Origin of the sequence: Actinomadura sp. 21ATH, from assembly GCF_041951345.1 — a bacterium.
Classification (GTDB): domain Bacteria; phylum Actinomycetota; class Actinomycetes; order Streptosporangiales; family Streptosporangiaceae; genus Spirillospora.
In genome coordinates this window covers 113,280-135,828 of sequence record NZ_JBGNUR010000007.1, presented here as the reverse complement: position 1 = coordinate 135,828, position 22,549 = coordinate 113,280, and the positions used below count along the sequence as shown (strand labels likewise).

General features: G+C 72.2%; 28 protein-coding genes. 19 read left to right on the top strand and 9 right to left on the bottom strand.

From position 1 onward, the window contains the following. Window positions 1–5 precede the first annotated feature (5 nt). The 9 genes from ACA361_RS22055 (at window position 6) to ACA361_RS22015 (ending at window position 5,617) form a co-directional block, all read left to right on the top strand. The gene (locus tag ACA361_RS22055; RefSeq protein ID WP_375014492.1) at window positions 6–629 is read left to right on the top strand and encodes a DJ-1/PfpI family protein; all 624 of its coding nucleotides are present in this window, start codon (window positions 6–8) and stop codon (window positions 627–629) included. A gap of 271 nt (window positions 630–900) precedes the next feature. Then, the gene (gene rpsP / locus ACA361_RS22050) at window positions 901–1,365 is read left to right on the top strand and encodes a 30S ribosomal protein S16 (RefSeq protein ID WP_366623064.1); all 465 of its coding nucleotides are present in this window, start codon (window positions 901–903) and stop codon (window positions 1,363–1,365) included. A gap of 2 nt (window positions 1,366–1,367) precedes the next feature. After that, the gene (locus ACA361_RS22045; protein WP_151568089.1) at window positions 1,368–1,610 is read left to right on the top strand and encodes an RNA-binding protein; all 243 of its coding nucleotides are present in this window, start codon (window positions 1,368–1,370) and stop codon (window positions 1,608–1,610) included. A gap of 2 nt (window positions 1,611–1,612) precedes the next feature. Beyond that, window positions 1,613–2,137 (top strand): ribosome maturation factor RimM, encoded by a 525-nt coding sequence (rimM, locus tag ACA361_RS22040; protein WP_375014489.1) that lies wholly within the window; start codon window positions 1,613–1,615, stop codon window positions 2,135–2,137. A gap of 31 nt (window positions 2,138–2,168) precedes the next feature. Further along, complete coding sequence (gene trmD / locus ACA361_RS22035; protein WP_375014487.1) at window positions 2,169–2,954, top strand: tRNA (guanosine(37)-N1)-methyltransferase TrmD; 786 nt, start codon at window positions 2,169–2,171, stop codon at window positions 2,952–2,954. A 129-nt stretch (window positions 2,955–3,083) separates the two neighbouring features. Continuing rightward, window positions 3,084–3,434, top strand: a complete 351-nt coding sequence (rplS, locus tag ACA361_RS22030) for a 50S ribosomal protein L19 (RefSeq protein ID WP_030164333.1) — start codon at window positions 3,084–3,086, stop codon at window positions 3,432–3,434. Between the two features lie 209 nt (window positions 3,435–3,643). Beyond that, window positions 3,644–4,504 (top strand): signal peptidase I, encoded by an 861-nt coding sequence (gene lepB / locus ACA361_RS22025; RefSeq protein ID WP_375014485.1) that lies wholly within the window; start codon window positions 3,644–3,646, stop codon window positions 4,502–4,504. A gap of 70 nt (window positions 4,505–4,574) precedes the next feature. Further along, window positions 4,575–5,309, top strand: a complete 735-nt coding sequence (locus ACA361_RS22020) for a ribonuclease HII (protein WP_375014483.1) — start codon at window positions 4,575–4,577, stop codon at window positions 5,307–5,309. Beyond that, complete coding sequence (locus ACA361_RS22015; protein ID WP_366623054.1) at window positions 5,306–5,617, top strand: DUF2469 domain-containing protein; 312 nt, start codon at window positions 5,306–5,308, stop codon at window positions 5,615–5,617. Before ACA361_RS22020 ends, ACA361_RS22015 begins: the two co-directional genes overlap by 4 nt. Before the next feature lie 28 nt (window positions 5,618–5,645). Here the strand turns inward: ACA361_RS22015 and dprA are convergent, their stop codons facing one another. The 3 genes from dprA to ACA361_RS22000 are packed head-to-tail and all read right to left on the bottom strand — an operon-like array spanning window position 5,646 to window position 8,704. Beyond that, window positions 5,646–6,794 carry a DNA-processing protein DprA gene (gene dprA / locus ACA361_RS22010; RefSeq protein WP_375014481.1) on the bottom strand — a complete coding sequence of 383 codons (1,149 nt, stop codon included), beginning with the start codon at window positions 6,792–6,794 and terminating at the stop codon, window positions 5,646–5,648. Next, window positions 6,791–8,350, bottom strand: coding sequence for a YifB family Mg chelatase-like AAA ATPase (locus ACA361_RS22005; protein WP_375014479.1), 1,560 nt, complete (start codon window positions 8,348–8,350; stop codon window positions 6,791–6,793). Before ACA361_RS22005 ends, dprA begins: the two co-directional genes overlap by 4 nt. After that, entirely contained in the window at window positions 8,351–8,704 is a 354-nt protein-coding gene (locus ACA361_RS22000) for a YraN family protein (RefSeq protein ID WP_375014477.1), read from the bottom strand. A 423-nt stretch (window positions 8,705–9,127) separates the two neighbouring features. On the opposite strand from ACA361_RS22000, the gene ACA361_RS21995 reads away from it, so the two are divergent. Beyond that, a complete protein-coding gene (locus ACA361_RS21995; RefSeq protein ID WP_375014475.1) occupies window positions 9,128–10,009 on the top strand; it encodes a tyrosine recombinase XerC in 882 nt (293 codons plus the stop codon). 12 nt (window positions 10,010–10,021) lie between these two features. On the opposite strand, the gene ACA361_RS21990 is transcribed toward ACA361_RS21995, so the two are convergent. Further along, window positions 10,022–10,681, bottom strand: a complete 660-nt coding sequence (locus tag ACA361_RS21990) for a M23 family metallopeptidase (protein WP_375014473.1) — start codon at window positions 10,679–10,681, stop codon at window positions 10,022–10,024. A gap of 399 nt (window positions 10,682–11,080) precedes the next feature. Here ACA361_RS21990 and rpsB point away from each other — a divergent pair, with 399 nt between their 5' ends. The 5 genes from rpsB to ACA361_RS21965 all read left to right on the top strand — a co-directional run bounded on the left by rpsB (window position 11,081) and on the right by ACA361_RS21965 (window position 15,658). Continuing rightward, window positions 11,081–12,067 (top strand): 30S ribosomal protein S2, encoded by a 987-nt coding sequence (rpsB, locus tag ACA361_RS21985; RefSeq protein ID WP_375014471.1) that lies wholly within the window; start codon window positions 11,081–11,083, stop codon window positions 12,065–12,067. 102 nt (window positions 12,068–12,169) lie between these two features. Then, entirely contained in the window at window positions 12,170–13,006 is an 837-nt protein-coding gene (tsf, locus tag ACA361_RS21980; protein WP_375014469.1) for a translation elongation factor Ts, read from the top strand. A 223-nt stretch (window positions 13,007–13,229) separates the two neighbouring features. Continuing rightward, window positions 13,230–14,009: a UMP kinase gene (gene pyrH, locus ACA361_RS21975; RefSeq protein ID WP_375014467.1), complete on the top strand. Its 780-nt coding sequence runs from the start codon at window positions 13,230–13,232 to the stop codon at window positions 14,007–14,009. A 60-nt stretch (window positions 14,010–14,069) separates the two neighbouring features. After that, a complete protein-coding gene (gene frr / locus ACA361_RS21970) occupies window positions 14,070–14,627 on the top strand; it encodes a ribosome recycling factor (protein WP_366623071.1) in 558 nt (185 codons plus the stop codon). 11 nt (window positions 14,628–14,638) lie between these two features. Next, window positions 14,639–15,658, top strand: coding sequence for a phosphatidate cytidylyltransferase (locus ACA361_RS21965; RefSeq protein ID WP_375014464.1), 1,020 nt, complete (start codon window positions 14,639–14,641; stop codon window positions 15,656–15,658). A 27-nt stretch (window positions 15,659–15,685) separates the two neighbouring features. Here ACA361_RS21965 and ACA361_RS21960 read toward each other — a convergent pair whose 3' ends face one another. Then, window positions 15,686–16,873, bottom strand: a complete 1,188-nt coding sequence (locus tag ACA361_RS21960) for a suppressor of fused domain protein (protein ID WP_375014463.1) — start codon at window positions 16,871–16,873, stop codon at window positions 15,686–15,688. Window positions 16,874–16,992: 119 nt separating this feature from the next. On the opposite strand from ACA361_RS21960, the gene rlmN reads away from it, so the two are divergent. The 3 genes from rlmN to ACA361_RS21945 all read left to right on the top strand — a co-directional run bounded on the left by rlmN (window position 16,993) and on the right by ACA361_RS21945 (window position 19,509). Further along, on the top strand, window positions 16,993–18,129 hold the full coding sequence (gene rlmN, locus ACA361_RS21955) for a 23S rRNA (adenine(2503)-C(2))-methyltransferase RlmN (protein WP_375014461.1): 1,137 nt from the start codon (window positions 16,993–16,995) through the stop codon (window positions 18,127–18,129). Window positions 18,130–18,140: 11 nt separating this feature from the next. Beyond that, window positions 18,141–18,650: a DivIVA domain-containing protein gene (locus ACA361_RS21950; RefSeq protein ID WP_375014460.1), complete on the top strand. Its 510-nt coding sequence runs from the start codon at window positions 18,141–18,143 to the stop codon at window positions 18,648–18,650. A 61-nt stretch (window positions 18,651–18,711) separates the two neighbouring features. Continuing rightward, window positions 18,712–19,509 (top strand): DUF1963 domain-containing protein, encoded by a 798-nt coding sequence (locus tag ACA361_RS21945; protein ID WP_375014458.1) that lies wholly within the window; start codon window positions 18,712–18,714, stop codon window positions 19,507–19,509. Window positions 19,510–19,562: 53 nt separating this feature from the next. On the opposite strand, the gene ACA361_RS21940 is transcribed toward ACA361_RS21945, so the two are convergent. Next, the gene (locus ACA361_RS21940) at window positions 19,563–20,234 is read right to left on the bottom strand and encodes a hypothetical protein (protein WP_375014457.1); all 672 of its coding nucleotides are present in this window, start codon (window positions 20,232–20,234) and stop codon (window positions 19,563–19,565) included. Then, window positions 20,231–20,971: an ATP-binding cassette domain-containing protein gene (locus ACA361_RS21935; protein WP_375014455.1), complete on the bottom strand. Its 741-nt coding sequence runs from the start codon at window positions 20,969–20,971 to the stop codon at window positions 20,231–20,233. Before ACA361_RS21935 ends, ACA361_RS21940 begins: the two co-directional genes overlap by 4 nt. Window positions 20,972–21,068: 97 nt before the next feature. On the opposite strand from ACA361_RS21935, the gene ACA361_RS21930 reads away from it, so the two are divergent. Beyond that, window positions 21,069–21,503 carry an HIT family protein gene (locus tag ACA361_RS21930; RefSeq protein ID WP_375014453.1) on the top strand — a complete coding sequence of 145 codons (435 nt, stop codon included), beginning with the start codon at window positions 21,069–21,071 and terminating at the stop codon, window positions 21,501–21,503. Here the strand turns inward: ACA361_RS21930 and ACA361_RS21925 are convergent. Further along, on the bottom strand, window positions 21,487–21,723 hold the full coding sequence (locus ACA361_RS21925; RefSeq protein WP_375014452.1) for a DUF1778 domain-containing protein: 237 nt from the start codon (window positions 21,721–21,723) through the stop codon (window positions 21,487–21,489). The genes ACA361_RS21930 and ACA361_RS21925 overlap by 17 nt on opposite strands. 213 nt (window positions 21,724–21,936) lie before the next feature. Then, window positions 21,937–22,398 (bottom strand): Lrp/AsnC family transcriptional regulator, encoded by a 462-nt coding sequence (locus ACA361_RS21920; protein ID WP_375014450.1) that lies wholly within the window; start codon window positions 22,396–22,398, stop codon window positions 21,937–21,939. Window positions 22,399–22,549: the final 151 nt, after the last annotated feature.

Below are 22,549 nucleotides of genomic sequence, written 5' to 3'. Positions count from 1 at the left end.
CCGACATGCACGTCGCCATCCCGCTCTACCCCCGCTTCACCGCCCTGGACGCGGTCGGCCCGTACACCGTCCTGGCCTTCGCCCCCGGCTGGACGGTCACGTTCGTCGCCGCCGGCCGCGGCCCCGTCCAGGACGACCAGGGCTCGCTCAACCTCACCGCCACCGCCGCCTACGCCGAGGTGCCGCGCCCGGACGTGATCGTCGTCCCCGGCGGCCCCGGCACCCTTGAGGCCCTCTCCGACCAGGCCCTGCTCTCCTGGCTCGCCGAGGCCCACGAGCACACGCGCTGGACGACCTCCGTATGCAGCGGGTCGTACCTGCTCGGGGCCGCCGGCCTCCTGCGGGGCCTGAAGGCCACCACCCACTGGGGCGTCCTGGACGGGCTCACCAGCTTCGAGGCCGAGCCGGTCTCCGAGCGCGTGGTCGAGCAGGGCCGCGTCATCACCGCCGCCGGGGTCTCCGCGGGCATCGACATGGCCCTGACCCTCCTCGCCAAGGCCACCGACGCGGGGACGGCGCGGTCCGTCCAGCTGGCGATCGAGTACGACCCGCGCCCTCCGTTCGACGCCGGCTCCGCGAGCACGGCCTCGCCCGAGCTGCGGGCCGCGGCCATGAACCTGATCCACTGAGGCGGTCCGCGGGCCGGAGCGACCTGACCGTGCAGCATTCGCCGGTAATGTTGCTGTTGATGCCGCCTGTCAAGGCGGCCGCGGCCCGCGTGTCCTCGGGTGATTGCGCTTTTCCCGGGATCGTCTGGCAGAATGGCTGGCTGGAAACCCCGGAACCTGCCAGGCGCCCTCTCTCGTCCTGCGCGGCCGGAGTCCATCGAGCGGCCGGTCACCGGTGTCCCCACCTGGTAAGGCCCGCTCACCTGTAATCAGTCTGGAGAACACCACACCCGTGGCAGTCAAGATCAAGCTCAAGCGTCTGGGGAAGATCCGGAACCCGCAGTACCGGATCGTCGTCGCCGATGCCCGCACCAAGCGTGACGGCCGGGCCATCGAGGAGATCGGGCTCTACCACCCCAAGGAGGAGCCCTCGCGCATCGAGATCGACTCTGAGCGCGCGCAGCACTGGCTGAGCGTCGGCGCGCAGCCGACCGACCCGGTGCTGAACCTCCTCAAGATCACCGGCGACTGGCAGAAGTTCAAGGGCGAGCCCGGTGCCGAGGGCACCCTCAAGGTGGCCGAGCCCAAGGCCGACAAGAAGGCCGTGTTCGAGTCCGCGGTGAAGGAGTCCATGGGCGACGCCGACACCCCCGCGACGGCGACCAAGGCGAAGAAGAAGGCCGAGCCGAAGAAGGCCAAGGGCGAGGACGAAGGCGCCAAGGCCGACGAGAACACCGAAGCTAAGAGCGAGGGCTGACCGTGCTCGAAGAAGCGCTCGAGCATCTGGTGCGCGGGATCGTCGAGCACCCGGACGACGTCCGGGTGCGCGCCCGCCGCATCAGGGGCGGCCGGGTCCTGGAGGTGCGCGTGCACCCCGAGGACCTCGGCAAGGTCATCGGCCGCAGCGGGCGTACCGCCAAGGCCCTGCGCACGGTCATCAGCGCCCTCTCCGGGGGCCGGTACGTGCGCGTCGACCTGCTCGACGTCAACGAGGTCCGCTGACCATGCGGCCCCGCGGGCCGGGTGATCGGCTCGTGGTCGGCCGGATCGGCCGGCCGCACGGCGTCCGCGGCGAGCTCACCATCGACGTCCGCACCGACGACCCGGAACTCCGGTTCGCCGCGGGCGCCGAGCTCGCCACCGAACCCGAGGCGGCCGGTCCGCTGACGGTCGAGCGGACCCGCATGCACTCGGGCCGCCTGCTCGTGCGCTTCACCGGGGTCGGCGACCGCGACGCCGCGGAGGAACTCCGCGGCACCTGGCTGGTCGTCGACCCCGAGGACATCCCCGCCTCCGACGATCCCGACGAGTTCCACGACCAGGAGCTGGTCGGGCTCACCGTCGTCACCGTCGGCGGCGACGAGATCGGCGCGGTCGCCGAGATCCGGCACACCGGCCAGGACCTGCTCGTGATCCGCCGCACCGCCGGCGGCGAGGCGCTGGTGCCGTTCGTCGCCGCGCTGGTCCCCGAGGTGGACGTGGCCGGCGGGCGGCTGGTGATCGACCCCCCGCCCGGACTCGATCTGTGAGATCCGGCCGGTCCCGCGACGACGGAACGCCATGAGACTCGACATCGTCACGATCTTCCCCGACTACTTCGCCCCGCTGGACGTCTCGCTGCTGGGCAAGGCCCGCCGTACCGGCCTGCTCGACGTGCACGTGCACGACCTGCGGGAATGGACCCACGACCGGCACCGCACGGTCGACGACACCCCCTACGGCGGGGGGCCCGGCATGGTGATGAAACCCGAGCCGTGGGGTGAGGTCCTCGACACCGTCGTGCCGGCCGCCGGCCCGGCGCCGCGGCTGATCGTCCCCACCCCGAGCGGGCGCCCGTTCACCCAGGCCATGGCCGCCGAGCTGGCGGCCGAGGAATGGCTGGTGTTCGCCTGCGGCCGGTACGAGGGGATCGACTCCCGCGTCGCCGAGGAGGCGCGCACCCGGATGCCGGTGGACGAAGTCAGCCTCGGCGACTTCGTGCTCGCCGGCGGCGAGGTCGCCGTCCTGGTGATGGTGGAGGCCGTCGGGCGGCTGCTGCCCGGCGTGCTCGGCAACGCCGACTCCGTGGCCGACGACTCGTTCGCGCCGGGGGCGATGGAGTCCCTGCTCGAAGGGCCCGTCTACACCAAGCCCCCGGTCTGGCGGGAACGGGCCGTGCCGGACGTCCTGCTGTCCGGCAACCACGGGGCGATCGCCCGCTGGCGCCGGGACGAGGCACTCCGCCGTACCGCCGGGAACCGTCCCGAACTCCTCGCCCGGCTGGACCCGGGCACGCTCGACGAGCGTGATCGCGAGGTGCTGCGGGAGGCCGGTTTTCCGGTTGACGGCGAACATATGGCACACTAGAGCGTCACCGTGTGCGCAGACGCACGGTGCCCAGACTTCGAAGATCCATCTCGCGCGGCGCGACGCCCCCCTGCACGGTCTGTCCGGGGCCTCTCGATGCCCGCGTCTCACCTGCGAGGAACCGCTCTCATGCACACCCTGATCCAGGAGATCGAGAAGGCCGCGATGCGCGCCGACGTCCCGGACTTCCGTCCGGGCGACACGCTCAAGGTGCACGTCCGTGTCACCGAGGGCAACCGCAGCCGTATCCAGGTCTTCCAGGGCGTGGTGATCCGGCGGCAGGGCGGCGGCGCCCGCGAGACGTTCACCGTCCGCAAGGTCAGCTACAGCGTCGGCGTCGAGCGGACCTTCCCGCTCAACAGCCCCTCGATCGAGAAGATCGAGGTCGTCACCCGCGGTGACGTCCGCCGCGCCAAGCTGTACTACCTGCGCAACCTGCGCGGCAAGGCGGCGCGCATCAAGGAGAAGCGCGACTTCTGAGCCCCGCCCGTCCGGACCGCCGCGCGGTCCGGTGCGCGACGTCCGACGCCCCGGGAACCGACACGGTGACCGGGGCGTTGCCCGTTCCGGGATGGTTCGTCATGGTGGGGAGTGGCCCGCCTTCGGGCGACACGGCCCGGTACGCGGTGCCGTGGCCCCGGCGCCGATAGGCTTTCGCCTTGATGGACGACGAGGACGATCGGAGAAACGTGCGTTCCGAAGCCGAGGGCGCGGTGCCCGAAGAAGAGAAGGCCGTGTCCCCGGAACCGGAAACCTCCGACGGAGACAAGCGCAAGAAGCAGGGTTCCTTCTGGAAGGAACTCCCGATCCTCATCGGGGTCGCGCTGGTCCTCGCCCTGGTGATCAAGGCGTTCGCCGTCCAGGCGTTCTACATCCCGTCGGGCTCGATGGAGAACACCCTCCAGATCGGCGACCGCGTCCTGGTCAACAAGATCGTTTACCACACGCGGGACGTGAAGCGCGGCGACATCATCGTCTTCAACGGCCTCGACTCCTGGGACCCCGAGGTCCAGGTGCAGGAGCCCGGCAACCCCGTCTCCAAGGTGCTGCGCGCCATCGGCGGCGCCTTCGGCGTGGCGCCCAACGAGAAGGACTACATCAAGCGGGTCATCGGCGTCCCCGGCGACAAGGTGAAGTGCTGCGACGCCAAGGGCCGCGTCACCGTCAACGGGACCCCGCTGGACGAGAACTCGTACCTGTTCACCGACCCCCTCACCGGCGAGCGGAACAAGCCGTCCAACGACCCCTTCGAGGTCACCGTCAAGCAGGGCCAGCTCTGGGTGATGGGCGACCACCGCGAACTCTCGTACGACTCGCGCTCGCACCGCGGCGACCCGGGCGGCGGCACCATCCCCGTCAGCCGCGTGATCGGCCGCGCCTTCGTCATCGTCTGGCCGCTCGACCGGATCGGTACCCTCCCGATCCCCAAGACCTTCGAGCAGCCGGCCCTGGCGGCCGCGTCGGCCCTCCTTCCCGCGACCCCCATGGCCTTGGGCCTGGTCGGCGCCGTCCCGATCACGTACCTGACCCGCCGTCTCCGCCACCGCTGACGGAGTCAGAACGGGGTTAACGGGGGAATCGCGGCGCCTTGACCGGGTCGGGCGACGTACGCTGCGGAGAATGAGGAGTCGTCCACTTCGGTTCACACCGCGGCGCGACGCGGGGCTGCACGCCTACGAGCGCGTGCTGGAGCACGCCGGGTTCACACCGGTCGCGGGCGTCGACGAGGCGGGGCGGGGCGCGTGCGCCGGGCCGCTGGTGATCGGCGCGGTGATCCTGCCGGACGGGCGGCGCGGGCGGATCGCCGGGCTCGCGGACTCCAAGCTGCTGACCCCGGCCCGGCGGGAGGACCTGTACGCGGAGATCGTCGAGCGGGCGGAGGCGTGGAGCGCGATCGTGGTGCCGTGCCATGACATCGACCGGATCGGCGTGCACCGCTGCAACGTCACGGGCATGCGGCGGGCGCTGGCGGCGCTGGAGCGGCGGCCGGAGTACGTCCTGAGCGACGGCTTCGCGGTGCCGGGCCTGGGGGTGCCGGCACTGAACGTGATCAAGGGCGACCAGGTCGCGGCGTGCGTGGCGGCGGCGTCGATCGTGGCCAAGGTGACCCGAGACCGGATCATGGTCGAGCTGCACGAGCGGTACCCCGAGTACGGCTTCGACGTCCACAAGGGTTACGTGACCCGCGAGCACTCCGCGGCGCTGGCCGAGCACGGTCCGTGTTCCGAGCATCGCTTCTCCTTCGTCAACGTCGGGCGGGCCTTGCGCAAGAATGGGGAGGTGGCCTTGGGGGATGAGGCCGGGGACGATCTCGCGATCCCCGGCGACGGCCGGACGGAAGGGGCATCCGCGTGAGCGCCGAGGATCTCGAGAAGTACGAGACCGAGATGGAGTTGCAGCTCTATCGCGAGTACCGGGACGTCGTCGGGCTGTTCACCTACGTGGTCGAGACCGAGCGGAGGTTCTACCTCACCAACTCGGTCGACCTGCAGGTGCGCGGCACCGACAACGGCGAGGTCTTCTTCGAGGTCACGATGCAGGACGCATGGGTCTGGGACATGTACAGACCCGCCAGATTCGTCAAGAACGTTCGCGTAGTCACCTTCAAAGACGTAAACGTCGAAGAACTGGCCAAGAGCGACTTCGAACTCCCCGACCAGTAACCCCACCCACCACCGCCCGCGTCCCCCTTCAGTAGTTGCGTGATCGTGCCTCGCGGGTGAGGCGCCAGCCGGCCGTGTCGCGTTCGACGAAGCCCGCGGCGGACAGCAGGCCGAGCTTGCCGTTGACGGTGGGGAGGTCGGTGCCCGCGGCGGCGGCCAGCTGGGCGGGGCCCGCGGTGCCGCGGGCCGGGAACGCCTCCAGGACGGCGAGGGTCGCGGGATCCAGGCGGTCGCGGGGCAGGACGGGCGCGGCGACGCGGGGAGCCAGATCGGTCCCGATGTGCCCCACCATCTCGATCACCTCCTCGGTGCGGGTGACCAGGGTCGCGGTGGGATCCTCGCGCAGCAGCCGCAGGCAGCCCGCCGAGGAGCGGGAGTCGACCGGGCCGGGCACCGCCATCAGCGCGCGGCCGAGCCGGCGGGCCCACGCGGCGGTGTTGAGCGCCCCGCTGCGCAGCTCCGCCTCGACGATCAGCGTGCCGCGGGACAGGGCCGCGATGACCCGGTTCCGTACGAGGAAGCGGCGCCGCTGCGGATGCGTGCCCGGCGGGGACTCGCTCACCAGCACCGCGCACCGTGCCATCTCGGCGAAGAGCCCGTCGTTGGCGGCGGGGTAGGGGACGTCCACCCCGTTCGCGAACACGGCCACGGTCGGGCCGCCTGCGGCCAGGGCGCCGCGGTGGGCGGCGGCGTCGATGCCCAGCGCGCCGCCCGAGATCACCGTCCAGCCGCGCTCGGCCAGCTCGGCGGCGAGGTCCGCGGCCACCCGCAGGCCGTACGGCGAGGCGGCGCGGGAGCCGACCACCGCCACCGAGCGCAGGCAGCAGTTGCGGAGGTCGGCCGGGCCGCGCAGCCAGAGCGCGTACGGCCGGGACGGGCCGAGATCGTCGAGCGTGGTCGGCCATTCGGGCTCGCCGGGGCACACCAGCCGGATGCCGAGCCGCTCGGAGACGGCCAGGTCCTCCTCCGGCGATGCCGAACGCAGCCGGACCCGCCAGCGCTCCAGGCGCCGCCGCTCGCCCTCGGTGACGTCCAGGCCGGCGGGCGGGCGGCCGTCGCGGATCGCGGTGAGGGCGGCCGGGGCGCCGGCCTCGTCGATGACGCGGTTGAGGAAGGTGTCGCCCGGCTCGGCGACGGCGCACAGCGCCGCCCGGGCGGCGTGCTCGGCGGTGGTCATGATCTCCTCCCGGTCCAGAGGGCGAGGGCGCCGCCCACGTCGTCCTCGGCGGGACGGTCGCGGCCGGCGAGGTCGGCGATCGTCCAGGCGACCCGCAGGATGCGGTCGAAGCCGCGGGCGCTGAGCGAGCCGTTCTGCAGGGCGTCGTCGGCGGCCCGCATCGCCTCGGGCGGCGGCGTGAACCGGCGGCGCAGGTCGGGCCCCGGGATCTCGGAGTTGCACCGCCAGGGCGTGCCGGCGAGGCGCTTGAGCGTGCGGTCGCGGGCCTCCAGCACCCGCTCGGCGACGACCTCGCTCTTCTCGGCGAACTCCAGGTCGTAGCGGAGCTCCGCGCGGCTGGCGGGGGAGAGTTCCAGCTTGAGGTCGACGCGGTCGAGCAGCGGGCCGGAGATCTTGCTGAGGTACCTGCGCCGGATGTTCGGCGCGCAGGAGCAGTTGATCTGCTTGGCCGCCGCGCACGGGCACGGGTTGGCGGCCAGCACGAGCGTGAACCGGGCCGGGAAGCGGGTGTTCCCCTCCGACCGGGAGATCCGTACCTCGCCCTCTTCCAGCGGCTGCCGCAGGGCGTCCAGGACGCCCGCCTGGAACTCGGGGGCCTCGTCCAGGAACAGGATGCCGCGGTGGGCGAGCGAGACCGCCCCGGGCCGGATCACGCGTCCCGACCCGCCGCCGACCATCGCGGCCCGGGACGCGGTGTGGTGGGGCGCGAAGAACGGCGCCCGCGTGATGAGCGGCTGCCCGTGCGGGAGCGTCCCGGCCACCGAGTGGATCGCGGTGACCTCCAGCGCGGCGTCCGGCTCCAGGGGCGGCAGGAGGGTGGGGAGCCGTTCGGCGAGCATCGTCTTCCCGCAGCCCGGCGGCCCCGAGTAGAACAGGTGGTGGCCCCCGGCGGCGCTGATCTCCAGGGCCCGCCGGGCCTCGGCCTGGCCGCGCACGTCGGCCAGATCGAGCTCGGCGCCCTGGTGCTGGCCGCGGAGCGTCAGCCCATCGGTCGCGCGCGGCGCGGCGGGCGGGTCGGCGGCGGGCTCCTCCAGCGGCGGCGGCTCATCCCGCAGCAGGCACAGCAGCCCCCGCAGCGTCCCGGCCGTGATCACCTCCATGCCGGGGACGAGCTCCGCCTCCGCGCTGTTGGCCCGGGGGACGACGACCGTGCGGCAGCCCGCGTTCGCCGCCGAGAGCACGGCGGGCAGCACGCCGGGGACGGCCCGGATCCGCCCGTCCAGCCCCAGTTCGCCGATCAGCACCAGCCCCGAGCAGGACGCCGGGGGCACGGCCTCGGCGGCGGCCATCAAGGCCACGGCTATGGCGACGTCGAAGATCGAGCCGCGCTTGGGCATGCTGGCCGGGAAGAGCGACACCGTGACGTGCCTGTTGGGCCAATCCTCACCCGAGTTGTAGACCGCCGCCCGCACCCGGTCGCGGGCCTCGCTCAGCGCGGCGTCGGGCAGGCCGACGAGATGCAGGCCCGGCACCCCGCTGGTGATCGCGGCCTCCACGTCGACGACGTTCCCCTCCACCCCGATCAGCGAGACCGATCGCGTTCTGGCGAGCGCCACTCAGCACACCTCCCTCAGATGCTCGATCGTGAAGCCGTCCCGGTCGGTGACCAGGCCCAGGACGTCGACGCCGACGTTCGCGCCCGGCACCCCGCGCTCGCTCGCCCAGCGCCAGGCCAGCCGCCGTAACCGCGCCGCCTTGGCGGGCGTGATCGCCTCCAGCGGATCGCCGTAGTCGGTGGAGCTGCGCGTCTTGACCTCGCAGACCACGTGCCGCAGCCCGTCATGAGCGACGATGTCGAGCTCGCCCTCCCGGCAGCGCCAGTTGCGTTCGAGGACGGTCCACCCCAGCTCGGCGAGATAGGCGGCCGCGGCTCGCTCCCCGCGTTCCCCGAGCCTCTTGTTGCTGTTCAAGCGCCTCACCTCCACCCCCGACGCTCCCGGACCCCCACCCGCCACGTCCGTAGAACCCCGTTCTGTGGATAACTCGGAGTGAATGAGAAGGTGCACACGGTCGCGTTGGCGGTGAGCGGCGCGAGGACGTCGGTGGTCTTGATGAGGCGGCGCCGGGATCCTGGTGGCCAAGGTCTCGGTCGTGGCAGGGAGGTCGGCGATCTGGTGACGGAACGAGGCGTCGCCGGTGGTCTTGGCGAGATCGCCTTCGGTATCGGTGGCCGGTGGTGAGGGTGTGAAGTGTGTGATGAGGGTGTCGGTCGTGGGGAGGTCGGTGGAATGGCGGTAGAGCCGGGTGAGGCTGGCTCTGGCGGGCCTGGGGTCGGTGCGGGTGCCGGCCAGGTTGGGGAGGCGGCTGGATGCGGTGGGGGACTGGCGGAGGCTTTGCTGGGGTTTGAGAGGTATCTGCGGGGAGAGCGGGATCTTTCTGCTCATACGCTGCGGGCTTATATCGGGGATCTGCGGGATTTGTGCCGGTACTCGGAGGAGGTCGGGATCGGCTCGGTCGCGGGGCTTGACGTGGGGGTCCTGCGGGGGTGGCTGGCACGGCAGCACGCCAGTGGGCGGGCTCGGGCGACGCTGGCGCGGCGGACGGCGGCGGCGCGGGCGTTCACGGCCTACCTGTGCCGGTGCGGGCTGCTGGAGCGCGATCCGGGGCCGCTGCTGGGGACGCCCAAACGGCACCGGGAGCTGCCGGCGGTACTCGATCAGGACGCGGCGGGGCGCCTTCTCGGCGGGATGGACGCCGGCGGGCCGGTCGGGCTGCGCGATCTCGCGGTGCTGGAGGTCCTGTACGCGACGGGCGTGCGCGTCAGCGAGCTGTGCGGCCTGGACGTCGATGACCTGGACGGCGCCCGCGGGACCGTACGGGTCCTCGGCAAGGGGAACAGGGAACGCGTCGTTCCCATCGGCGAGCCGGCGGTCCGGGCGGTGGGGGACTGGCTGCGGGCGGGCCGGCCGCGGCTCGTGAACGAGCACAGCGGCCCGGCGCTGTTCCTGGGGGCGCGGGGCGGGCGGCTGCACCCCACGAGCGCGCGCAGGATCGTCCACGCGCGGATCGCCGAGGTCGGGGACATGCCGGACCTCGGCCCGCACGGGCTGCGGCACAGCGCCGCCACGCATCTTCTGGAGGGGGGAGCGGACCTGCGGAGCGTGCAGGAGATCCTCGGGCACGCGTCCTTGCAGAGCACGCAGATCTACACGCACGTGTCTCCGGAACGTCTGAGGCAGGTCCACCGCCAGGCCCACCCGCGCGGGGCGGAGTGAGCCCGGCGGCCTCTAGCGGGCCCGGCGCAGGCGGCGTTCCCTGGCCAGGTCGACCACCCCGGGCGGGGGCGGCCGCCGGGAACGGCCGAAGCGCCAGAGGGACGCCAGCGTGAACGCGAGCAGCATCCCCGCCGCCGCGCCCCCGGTGGCCGTCGTGGCGTCCCGGAGGCTGATCTGCGGAGCGGACGGGGCGGGCGGGGACGGCTTCGGGTTCCAGTGGGGGAGCAGGCGTACGCGGGGACGTACCAGGCTGAGCGGATCCAGGTACGTACGCCCCTTCAGCAGGCCCCAGTGCAGGCACGGGGCGGGGCAATGGGCGGACGCCTCGACCGTGCCTATGCGGGAGCCCGCGCTCACGTCGTGGCCCTTCCGGACGGCGGGACGCACGGGAAGGTACGTCGTGCGCAGCGCGCCATGGGTGATGGCGATGATCCCGCGCCCGGCCACCCGGCCCGCGTACGAGACGCGGCCGGCGGCGGTGGCGTACACGGGGAGCCCCGGCGCGGCGGCCAGGTCGACGCCGCGGTGACCCGGCCCCCAGGGCGTCGCGGGCGGGCTGAACGGCCGGACGACCTCGGGGGCGGGCGGCCCTAACGGCCAGCGCCACGTTCCGGGGCCGGCCGCGGGGGCGACGGAGACGGTGCAGGCCAGGAGCAGTGTGAGCAGCGTCATAGCGGCAGTCTGCGGGACGGGCGGGCGGCGGCCCAGGGGTTCCGGGGACTGTGGATAACCGCCGGATCCGCCGTTTCCCGGGTGCTGCCGTGCCCTGATAACCTAAGCGGGTGCCCGAATGGACACCGGTCAGGGCTTGGCCGTCGATCAACCGGCCGGCTCGGCCGGGCGATCGAGAAGCCGCTCCCATGCCGAGCGGACAGGCCCCAGGTCCGGGGAACGGTCCCGGGCCGGCGGTCGCGTCCGTCGCGACCGAATTCATGCGTCCGCGAGCCACTTGCTTCGCACGGTGGGGCGCAACCCCTCGGTCCGTCATACCGATGACGGCGGGGTTGTGTCCGGGCGCAGGCAGACAACCAAACGTGGCCCTTTAAGGGCCGGAGAAGGAGAACACGGGCAATGGCACCCGTCGTCACCATGCGGCAGCTGCTCGAGAGCGGCGTTCACTTCGGCCACCAGACCCGCCGGTGGAACCCGAAGATGAAGCGCTTCATCTTCACCGAGCGCAACGGCATCTACATCATCGACCTGCAGCAGTCGCTGTCCTACATCGACCGCGCGTACGAGTTCGTCAAGGCGACCGTCGCCCACGGCGGCACGATCCTGTTCGTCGGCACCAAGAAGCAGGCCCAGGAGGCCATCTCCGAGCAGGCCACCCGGGTCGGCATGCCGTACGTCAACCAGCGCTGGCTGGGCGGCATGCTCACCAACTTCTCCACGGTGCACAAGCGCCTCACCCGGCTCAAGGAGCTGGAGGAGATCAACTACGACGACGTCGCCGGCTCCGGGATGACCAAGAAGGAGCTGCTCGGGCTGCGCCGCGAGAAGGACAAGCTGGAGCGCACCCTCGGCGGTATCCGCGACATGGCCAAGGTGCCCAGCGCCGTCTGGATCGTGGACACCAAGAAGGAGCACATCGCCGTCAACGAGGCGAAGAAGCTCGGCATCCCGGTCGTGGCGATCCTCGACACCAACTGCGACCCGGACGAGGTCGACTACCCGATCCCGGGCAACGACGACGCGATCCGCAGCGTCAGCCTGCTGACCCGCGTGGTCGCCGACTCGGTCGCCGACGGCCTCATCGCCCGCGCGGGCGCGGCCTCCGGCGGGGACGAGAAGCCGGCCGAGGGCGGCGCGTCCGCGGCCGAGCCGCTGGCCGAGTGGGAGCGCGAGCTGCTGGAGAACAAGGAGCAGGCCGGCGGCGAGGCCGCCAAGGCCGAGGGCGAGCAGCCGGCCGCGGAGGCCCCTGCCGCCGCTGAGGCCCCCGCCGAGGCCGCCGAGGCCGCCGAGGCCCCCGCCGCCGAGGCTCCCGCGGCCGAGTCCGCCGAGGCTCCGGCGGAGGCCCCCGCCGAGGCCAAGGAAGACCAGAACGCCTCGCAGAGCTGACGACGCCGGTGCCCCGGGGCCGCCGCCGCGCGGTCCCGGGGCCCTGCTCGTCCCTCCTTTTCCTCCATCAGACGTCCCACCACCACAGAGACGAAGAGAACGATGGCGAACTTCACCGCCGCTGACGTCAAGCGGCTTCGCGAGCTGACCGGCTCCGGCATGATGGCCTGCAAGAACGCGCTGACCGAGGCCGAGGGCGACTTCGACAAGGCGGTCGAACTGCTGCGCCTCAAGGGCGCCAAGGACGTGGGCAAGCGCGCCGAGCGCACCGCCGCCAACGGCCTGGTCGTCGAGCGCTTCAACGGCCAGAGCGAGGGCGCGCTCCTCGAACTCAACTGCGAGACCGACTTCGTCGCCAAGAACGCGCAGTTCATCGAGCTGGCCGACCGGCTGGTCGAGTTCGCGCTGGGCAGCGGCGCCGCCGACGCGCCCGCGCTGCTGGGCGCCGAGATCGAGCCGGGCAAGACCGTCCAGGCCCTGATCGAGGAGAACAGCGCCAAGATCGGCGAGAAGCTGGAGCTGCGCCGCTTCGCCCACTTCAAGGGCGAGTACGTGGCCAGCTACCTGCACAAGTCCGACCCGTCCCTGCCGCCGACCAACGGCGTGCTGGTCGAGCTGGACACCGTGAACCCCGAGGTCGCCAAGGACATCGCGCAGCAGATCGCCGCGATGGCCCCCAAGTACCTCACCCGCGACGAGATTCCCGCCGAGGCGATCGAGAAGGAGCGGGCGCTCGCCGAGCAGCTCACCCGCGACGAGGGCAAGCCCGAGCAGGCCATCCCGAAGATCGTCGAGGGCCGGGTGAACGCCTACTTCCGCGACTTCGTGCTGCTGGAGCAGGCGTTCGTCAAGGACAACAAGAAGACCATCGCCAAGGTCCTCGACGAGGCCGGGGTGAAGGTCGTCCGCTTCGCCCGCTTCAAGGTCGGGCAGGCTTAGTCCGCGCCCGCCTTCCCAGGCCCCCGCGGCCCGCGTCGTCCGTACGGACGGAACGGCCCCGTTCCCACGAACGGGGCCGTTTTCGGGAGGCTTCGGGCCACGTCCACGATTCCCGCGTGGCATGGCCGGAGCAGGGCGTAGGGTCGGACGCGCCCGCCTGGGGCATCCTGGAAAGACAGGGATCCGACGATTTCACCAGACGCCGAACGAGGAGGCCGCCGACGTGCCGGAGCCAAAGACCAGTGATCCGACGGCGGCCGCGTCGCCGGCGCGGCACGCGCCCCGTACGGGCTGGAAGCGGGTGCTGCTGAAGCTCTCGGGCGAAGCCTTCGCCGGCCGCGATCCGCTGGGCATCGACCCGGAGATCGTCCAGCATGTCGCCGAGGGGATCGCCGAGGCCGTCCGGGACGGCGTGCAGGTCGCGGTCGTGTGCGGCGGCGGCAACATGTTCCGCGGCGCGGCCCTGGCCGAGCGCGGCATGGACCGCGGCCGCGGCGACTACATGGGCATGATCGGAACTGTGATCAACTGCCTGGCGCTGCAGGACTTCCTGGAGAAGCTTGGTCTCGACACCCGCGTGCAGACCGCGATCACCATGAGCCAGGTCGCCGAGCCGTACATCCCGCGCCGCGCCATGCGGCACCTGGAGAAGGGCCGCGTGGTGATCTTCGGCGCGGGCCTGGGCCAGCCGTTCTTCTCCACCGACACCACCGCGGCGCAGCGCGCGCTGGAGATCGGCGCGGAGGCCGTCCTGAAGGCGACTCAGGTGGACGGCGTGTACGACGCCGATCCGCGCAAGAATCCTGACGCGGTGAAGTTCGACCGTTTGGATTACGGTGAAGTCCTACAGCGGGGCCTGAAGGTCATGGACGCCACGGCCATCAGCCTCTGCATGGACAACGCGCTTCCCATCGTGGTCTTCGACCTCATGGGACAGGGCAACATCGTCCGGGCCGTCCGGGGTGAGAAGATCGGCACCCTGGTCAACCCGGCGGACGGCTGATCCCCCTTCGCGGTCCGGATCAGCAGGGACGAGGGCCGCACCGATGACATGGGAGTCGAAGTGATCGACGAGACCCTCCTCGAGGCCGAGGAGAAGATGGAGAAGGCGGTCGCGGTCGCCAAGGAGGACTTCCAGGCCATCCGCACGGGCCGGGTCACCCCCGCAATGTTCAACAAGATCACCGCGGAGTACTACGGGACGCCGACGCCGATCAACCAGCTGGCGTCGTTCACGCTGCCCGAGCCGCGGATGGTCATCGTGCAGGTCTTCGACAAGTCGTCCATGCAGGCGGTCGAGAAGGCCATCCGCGACAGCGACCTCGGCGTGAACCCGACCAACGACGGCAACGTCATCCGGGTCGTGTTCCCCGAACTGTCGGAGGAGCGCCGCAAGGAGTTCATCAAGGTCGCGGGCGGCAAGGCGGAGGACAGCAAGATCTCCATCCGCAACATCCGGCGGCGGGCCAAGGAGACCCTCGACAAGATGGCCAAGGACGGCGAGGCCGGCGAGGACGAGGTCCGGCGTGCCGAGAAAGAGCTCGACGACGTCACGCACCGCTACACGGCGCAGATCGACGAGCTTCTCGAGCACAAGAAGGCCGAACTCCTCGAAGTTTGATGAGAGTCGACATGACCGGGGAGCCCGAGGGCTCCCCGGGTGAGCCGCAGGCTTCCGGCCCCGTCCCCGGCGGGGCCGCCGAGCCCGGCCCGCCCCCCATCGACCCTGGGCCCGCGTCCCCGGACCCCGTCGAGCCCGCGGAGCCCGGCGCGTCCGGGGAGTCCGGGGAGTCGGCCTCCGTGCCGCCGTCCGTGGCGGCCGAGGCGGCGGGCATGAAGCGCGGCGGCCGCAACCTGCCCATCGCGGTCGGCGTCGGCGTCGGCCTGGGCACGCTGACGCTGGTCTCCCTGTACACCCGCAAGGAGATCTTCCTCGCGGTCATGGTGGTCTTCCTGTTCCTCGGCCTGCGCGAGCTGGCCGGGGCGTTCGGGACGCGGGAGATCCGCGTCCCGCTGATCCCGCTCGGGGCCGGCATGATCGCCGCCCCCGTCGCCGCGTACGTGTGGGGCCCGGAGGCCCTGGTCGCGGCGCTGTCGCTGATCGTGCTGACCGTGCTGGTCTGGCGGATGGCCGACGGACCCGCCGAGGGGTACGTCCGGGACGTCGCGGCCTCCGTGTTCGCGGCGGGCTACCTGATCCTCATGGGCGGGATCGTGGCGCTGCTGATGGCGCCCGGCGACGGCGACCACCGGATCGTCATCTTCATCGCGGTCACGGTGGCCAGCGACATCGGCGGCTACTTCGCCGGAACGTTCCTCGGCAGGCACAAGCTGGCGCCGTCGATCAGCCCGAAGAAGACCTGGGAGGGCGTCACCGGGTCCGCGCTGACCTGCATGCTCGTCGGTGCCGGGCTGATGTGGTGGCTGCTGGAGGACGGCCAGGTGTGGCACGGGGTCGTGATCGGCGCCGCCGCCGTGGTCACCGCCACCGTCGGCGACCTGATCGAGTCGATGCTCAAGCGCGACCTCGGCATCAAGGACATGGGGACCCTGCTCCCCGAGCACGGCGGCGTCATGGACCGCCTGGACTCGCTGGTCGCGACCGCTCCGGTCGTGTGGCTCCTGCTGGAGGTCTTCGTCCCGTCCGCCTGAGGGGCCGAGAGCACGTTCTGCGCCTCCTCAGGAGACGACCCACGAGCGGTTCTGCTGGGCGAGGCGCCGGACGAGCGCGTCCGAGCCCTCGTTCTTTGCGTACCGGTGCTCCTCGTCCGTGATGGGCACCAGCCACAGCCAGCGCACCGGGTCGCCCTCGGTGGACAGCCCGGCCAGGCCGGGGACGACCGGCCCGTCGAGGCGGCTGGGGTCGTCCAGGAGCAGGACGCCCTCCCAGGACGTCTCTCCCGTGTTGAGCGGGAACGTGTGGGCGTCGTGGTACCACTTGACGACGTCGCCCGCCGCGAACCACGTCACGACCCGCCACGGGTACTGCGCCAGCCAGGGGAAGATGCTCCCGGCGCGCTGGCTCGGCAGCGTCGTGGCCACCGCCAGCTCGATCCTGCTGTAGGGGGCGACATCGTCCTCGTACAGCTCGACCGTGGGCATCCTCTGGCGGCTCATGCCGACCGTGCTCAGAACGGTGAACTCGCGGTCCCCGCGTGCGGGACGCTCAGTGACCCCTACGACGGGCGATGCCGCGCCGTTGCCTCCAGGCAGCTGCCGCCCGACGTCGTGCCAGTAGTGGCCGCCGGGGCCCAGCCGCTGCAGCAGGTGGCCCAGTACGGACTGCTGGAAGTCGGCCCAGGACCCGTCCGCGTCGCAGACCTTCCAGTGGTCGCGGGCCCGGTCGATGCGCGGGCCGAACTCCTCGACCTCGTCGTCCAGCGGGAACGCGAACGGGCTCTGGTCCGTGGCGTCCCTGCTGTAGCCGGGGATCCCGCGGCCGATGTCGGACCAGCCGGGGATGACGCACAGCGGCTCGCCCTCTTCCAGGACGGCCACCCCGTCCCCTTCCTCGAACCACACGACCTCCAGGGCGTCCCCGTCGAGAGCGGGACGGCCTTCCGGATGCCGCACGTGCGAGGCGGGCAGCAGCGGCGACCGGCCGCCGTCCAGCCGCCCCTGGTCGGGCCCGGCCGGGGCGGGCCGGTGGTTGGCGAGCCAGCAGGCCCCGACGACGCGGTCGCGGGAGTCCAGCAGGTACGCCGCGCTGGCGGCGCCGTCGGTCTCGATCACGAGCCGGCGGCTCCCGTAGGGGCTCGCCTCGGTACGGATCACCGCGGCGCCCGCGCCCGTGGCCGCCGGGCCCGCGCCCTTGCCCGGGCCGCCCGGCCCCCTGCCCGCGGCGGACCCCCTGCGCAAAACCGACATGATCGGAACTGTACAGCGAGAAGGGCCACCTGCACGGGGCGTTCCAGGGGCTCGTTCCAGCCGCTCCTTCCGGCCGGCCGGTCCAGGCATCGCCGCACGTTTGCCACACTGGAAGCACCATGTCTGCTACCGCCGAACCGTCCGCCGCGAAGACCCCGCCGAAGCTGGTCTTCGCCGCTCCGCGCCGTGCCAAGCCGCCGCGCCATCTCGCCGACCTCAGCGCGGCCGAGCGCCGGGAGGCGGTGGCCGAGCTCGGCGAGAAGCCGTTCCGGGCCGACCAGCTCTCCCGCCACTACTTCTCCCGCCTGGCCGACGACCCGGCGCAGATGACCGACCTGCCGGCCGCGCTGCGCGAGCGGCTCGCCGCCGAGCTGCTGCCGTCCCTGATCACGCCGGTCCGCGAGCTGGACTGCGACGGCGGCAAAACGCTGAAGACGGTCTGGAAGGCGTTCGACGGCGTCCTGTTCGAGTCGGTCCTGATGCGCTACCCCGACCGGGCCACGATGTGCGTGTCGTCCCAGGCCGGCTGCGGGATGAACTGCCCGTTCTGCGCCACCGGCCAGGCCGGGCTGACCCGCAACCTGTCCACGGCCGAGATCGTCGAGCAGGTCGCCGCCGGTGCCCGCGCGATGGCGCGCGGCCGGATCCCGGGCGGCCCGGGCCGGGTCTCCAACATCGTCTTCATGGGCATGGGCGAGCCGCTGGCCAACTACAAGGCCGTGCTCGGCGCCGTCCGACGGATCACCGACCCGGCCCCGGCCGGGCTGGGCATCTCGCAGCGGTCGGTCACCGTCTCCACCGTCGGCCTGGTCCCGGCGATCGAGAAGCTGGCCGCCGAGGACATGTCCGTGCGCCTCGCGGTCTCCCTGCACGCGCCCGACGACGAGCTGCGCGACGAGCTGGTGCCGATCAACAACCGGTGGAAGGTGAGCGAGGTCCTGGACGCGGCCTGGGCCTACGCCGAGCGCAGCGGCCGCCGCGTCTCGATCGAGTACGCCCTGATCAAGGACGTCAACGACCAGGCATGGCGGGCCGATCTTCTCGGCCGGCTCTTGCGCGGCCACCTCGTACACGTCAATCTGATCCCGTTGAATCCCACGCCGGGGTCCAAGTGGACGGCGTCCCGGCCCGAGGACGAGCGCGAGTTCGTCCGGCGGCTGGAGTCCCACGGGGTGCCGGTCACCGTCCGCGACACCCGGGGGAGGGAGATCGACGGCGCCTGCGGCCAGCTGGCCGCCGCCACCGAGGAGTCCTAAGGGGAGGGCCGGTGAAGACGGAGACGCGTCTGCCGGTGGCACTGCGCGGTTACGACCGCGCCCAGGTCGACGCGTTACTCGAACGCGTCGAGGCGACGCTGCGCCACGGCCGGTGGGGCCTGACCGCCGACGAGCTGCGCGGGATCCGCTTCGACGTGGTCCTGCGCGGCTACGAGCAGCGCGCCGTCGACGAGCTGCTCCAGGAGACGATCCGGGAGCTCCAGGCAGCCGCCCCGATCGGGCGCCGCCCCGGCCGCCCCCGCGTGCACGCCGGCTGGCTGGCCGGCTGGATCCAGAACGCGCGCTTCGCCAGCGCCGGCATCCGCACCGGCTACGACGTCCGCGACGTCGACCTCTTCCTCGACCGGGTGGTCGCGGGCCTGCGCGGCCTGGCGCCGCCGGTGACCCCCCGTGACGTCCGTGAATGCCGTTTCCGGTCGGTGCGAATCGGTCCCGGATACGACGAGGGCGAGGTCGACCGCTTCCTCGTCCAGCTCGCCGCCGCGCTCGAACGCCGCTAGTTATCCACAGATCTTGAATGGGGTCTGGCAGGCGGGGCCCGGCCAGGGAACGCTGAGTGACATGGATCACTTCGACGCGCAGCCCCGGCGGCTGCGTTCCCTGTTCGGCGTGTTCTTCGCTCCCGAGGTCACCGGAGCGCTGCTCCCGCTGGCCCGTCCCGCGCTCCGGCTCACCGCCGGCGGCGCGGGCGCGGTCCGGCTCGGCGGTGCCCCGCTCCTCCCACCCGGCGAGCCCTGGCCGTCCTGGCAGGGCCGTCCCCTCGACCACCTGGGCTCGGTCGACTTCGGCCTGGTCCCCGAGGTCCCGGGCCTGCCCCGCAAGGGAACGGCCGCCTTCTACTACGCGGCGGGCCCGCCCCGTCTCTGGGGCGACGCGGCCGCGCACCGCGGGGCCTGGCGCGTCTTCCACGGCGATCTCCAGAAGACCGACCGCGAACCCGGCCCGGAGGTGCTCCTGGACGCCGAGACGTTCCTGTCCCTGCCCTCCCCTCAGGAGCCGCTCCTGCGGCGCGTCGAGGAGCGCTTCGGCGGCACCCTGCCCGTGTACGAGCAGCTCCACGCGGCGTGGCGGCAGCACGTCTGGCCCGACGCCACCCCCGTCCACCAGCTCGGCGGCTGGCCGGCCCTGATCCAGCGCCCCGTGGGGCCCGACTGCCACCGCGCCTCGTCCGGCCTGCCGCCCGACGCCCCGCTCACCCCCGAGGAGAGCCGGTCCGCCGGCGAGGAATGGCGCCTCCTGCTCCAGCTCGACTCCGACGACCGCCTCGAATGGCACTGGGGCGACCCCGGCCGCCTCTTCTTCTGCACCCGGGAAGAAGCTCCACTGGAGGACGCCTGGATGACCCTCCAGGCCACCTGAAGCACCCGCGGAGGCCCCGCGCGTGGAGGAGACGGCGGGTCCGGGGGCGGGACTCAGGTGCGGGTGCGGCGGAGGGTGAGGTAGGCGGCGGCCAGGGCGGCCGTCCACAGGGTCAGGTGGAGGGCGACGCCGGGGAAGGCGGCGGCGAGTTCGGCGGGGCCGTCGTGGGCGGCGCGCAGCCAGCCGACCATCGGGACGGCGATCCAGCGGAGCGGGCTCATGCTGAGCAGGAGGGCGGCGGCGATGCCGGTGATGAGCGTGATCAGCGAGATGCCCGGGTCCGGGATGAGCGCGCGGGTGGTCAGGGCGCCGAGGACGGTGGCGGCCGGCGCGACCAGGAGGAGGAGGCCGATGCCGGCCGCGAGCGCGGGCGCGGGCACGCCGGTCGCGAGCGCCTGGCCGACGGGGACGGCCGCGCCGAGGGCGCCGAGGCCGAGGTTGACCGCGTACGCCGCCAGGAGGCCGGCGGCGGCGTGGCGGCGGGTGGACAGGGCCGACAGGGCGCGCTGGTCGTCCGGCTGGGTGTCGAGCAGGGCGCGGGCCGTCCAGGCCCAGACGGCGAACAGGAACGCGGGGACGTCGCCGAGGGCCCCGGCGGCCAGGCCGGCGCTGTCGGGGCCCTGGAGGAGCACCAGGGAGACGAGGAGGAGCACCACGATCAGCGGTTGCAGGACGCGGAAGGAGCGCAGGTATCCCGCGATCTGGAAGCGGACCAGCGCGCTCATGCGGGGTCCCGCACGTCGTAGCCCTCGGCGCGCAGCTTCCCGGCCACGCGATCCGCCTCGGCGGCGCGCACGACCACTTCCAGCACCGTCCATTCCCCGTCCCCGTCCCCGTGCCTTGCGGGCGGGTGGTCGGGCGGGGGGAGCAGGGTGGCGCTCCTGTCCGTGATGTGGACCCTGGTCAGGGCGGGCAGGGGCTCCAGGCAGCGCTGGTGGTCGCTGACGACGACCGTGGTGCCCTGGGCGGTGAGTTCGGTGATCAGGGTGGGCAGGGAGTCGCGGGTGGCGGCGTCCAGGCCGGAGAACGGTTCGTCCAGGACCAGCAGGTCGGGGCCGGAGAGGAGGGCCTGGGCCAGGCCGACCTTCTGGGCGCTGCCCTTGGAGAGCTCGGGGAGGCGGGTGTCCATCAGATGGTCGAACGCGAGCCGTTCCGCCCAGGACGCGATGCCCGCGCTGGGCGCCCTCCGCATGGCGGCCATGTGGCCGAGGTACGCGCGGACGGTGAACGGCTGGTCCGCCGGGAAGCGTTCGGGGGCGTAGCCGACGTTGGCCGGCCGGCCGGTGATCCGGCCGTGGCGCGGGGCGCGCAGGCCCGCGAGGAGCCGCAGGAACGTGGATTTGCCGGCGCCGTTGCGGCCGGTCACCTCGGTCACCTGGCCGGCGGGAACGGAGAGGGTGACGTCCCTCAGCACCCACGGCGCACGGTGGTGGTAGCGGAAGGAGACGCGTTCCAAGTGCACGAGAACGGGAGGTTAGCCGGAACGGTGTAAGGGCCCCGTTAGACGGGCGAAGCGGTTGGGCGGATGGGACGGGCGGCCCGGTGGGACAATGCCGCGTATGAGCGACTCCAAGGGGTGCGTCTTCTGCGAGATCATCAAGGGTGAGCGGCCCGCTCACCTGGTGCTCGACGCCCCCGACGCGATGGCCTTCCTGGACACCAGGCCGCTGTTCAAGGGGCACGCGCTGCTGGTGCCGCGGGCGCATCTCGAGACGCTGAACGACCTCCCCGAGGAGATGCTCGGGCCGTTCTTCGCGCACGCGCGGCGGCTGGCGGGCGCGATGGAGACGGTGCTCGGCGCCGCGGGCTCGTTCGTGGCGATGAACAACCGGATCAGCCAGAGCGTGCCGCACCTGCACGTCCATGTGGTCCCGCGCAACCGCAAGGACGGGCTTCGCGGGTTCTTCTGGCCGCGCCACAAGTACGCCTCCGAAGAGGAGGCGGCGGAGTACGCGGAACGTCTGGGACGGGCCCTCGTCAGCCCAGGGCGGTGACGAGGGCCACGTAGGGTTCGACGGATTCGCCCGCCTCCCGGGGCCGGGTGGCGGCGTGCCCGTACAGGTCCCGTTCGGCCCGGTCGAGGGCGGCCGACAGCACGTACTGCGAGACCGTCCAGCCCACGAGTTCGGCTGCCTTGCGGATGGCGAGATGCTGTTCCCCAGAGGTCCAGAGTTCCAGATGTTCCCCGGAGAGATCAGTGGGAAGGTCCTGCATGGCCGCTCCTTCCGTACCGCCATCAAAGTACGCCGGAAACGGGGGGAGGGCATCCTCTTAAATGAGGAAAAGGGCTCCTGCCGCGATGAAACGGGGGCCGGAGCAGGGCGCGGGTCGGGCGGGAGTTCGGCGCGCGGCCGTTGCCGGACGCCAGTGCATTATTACCTGGTGTGTCAGGCTCCGTTGAGGTACGGCGGGTGCGAATTCCACGGTTCAGCGGGTTCTCCAGGCGTACGTCTGCTTGCGGACTTTGAGATAGACGAAGCTTTCGGTGGAGACGACGCCCGGGACGTCGCGGATGCGGCCGATCAGTTCCAGCAGCCGTTCGTCGCTCTCGCAGACCACTTCCAGGAGGATGTCGAACGAGCCCGCGGTGATGACGACGTAGTCGATCTCCGGCACGGCGGCGAGCGCGTCGGCGGCGCGCTCCAGGTCGCCCTCGCACTTGACGCCCACCATGAGCTGCCGGTCGAAGCCGAGCATGATCGGGTCGGAGACGCCGACGATCTGCATGACGCCGGCGTCCAGCAGTTTCTGGACGCGCTGCCGGACGGCGGCCTCGGAGAGGCCGACGGCCTTGCCGATGGCGGCGTAGGAGCGCCGGCCGTCCTCCTGCAGCTGCTCGATGATCTGCTTGGCCGTCTCGTCGAGCTGGACGCTGGTGCGCCGCGTCATCTCACTCCTACCTATGGGGGGCAACCGATTCAGTTGTCTGGATTGCTTTCAACGACGGAATCGCGCGTTCGACGCGGTTCGCCGTCGCGCCACTTTATCGCCCTGGGGTCCGGTTTGGCGGGGGGCGGGGGGACCCGCGACCATGGTCACC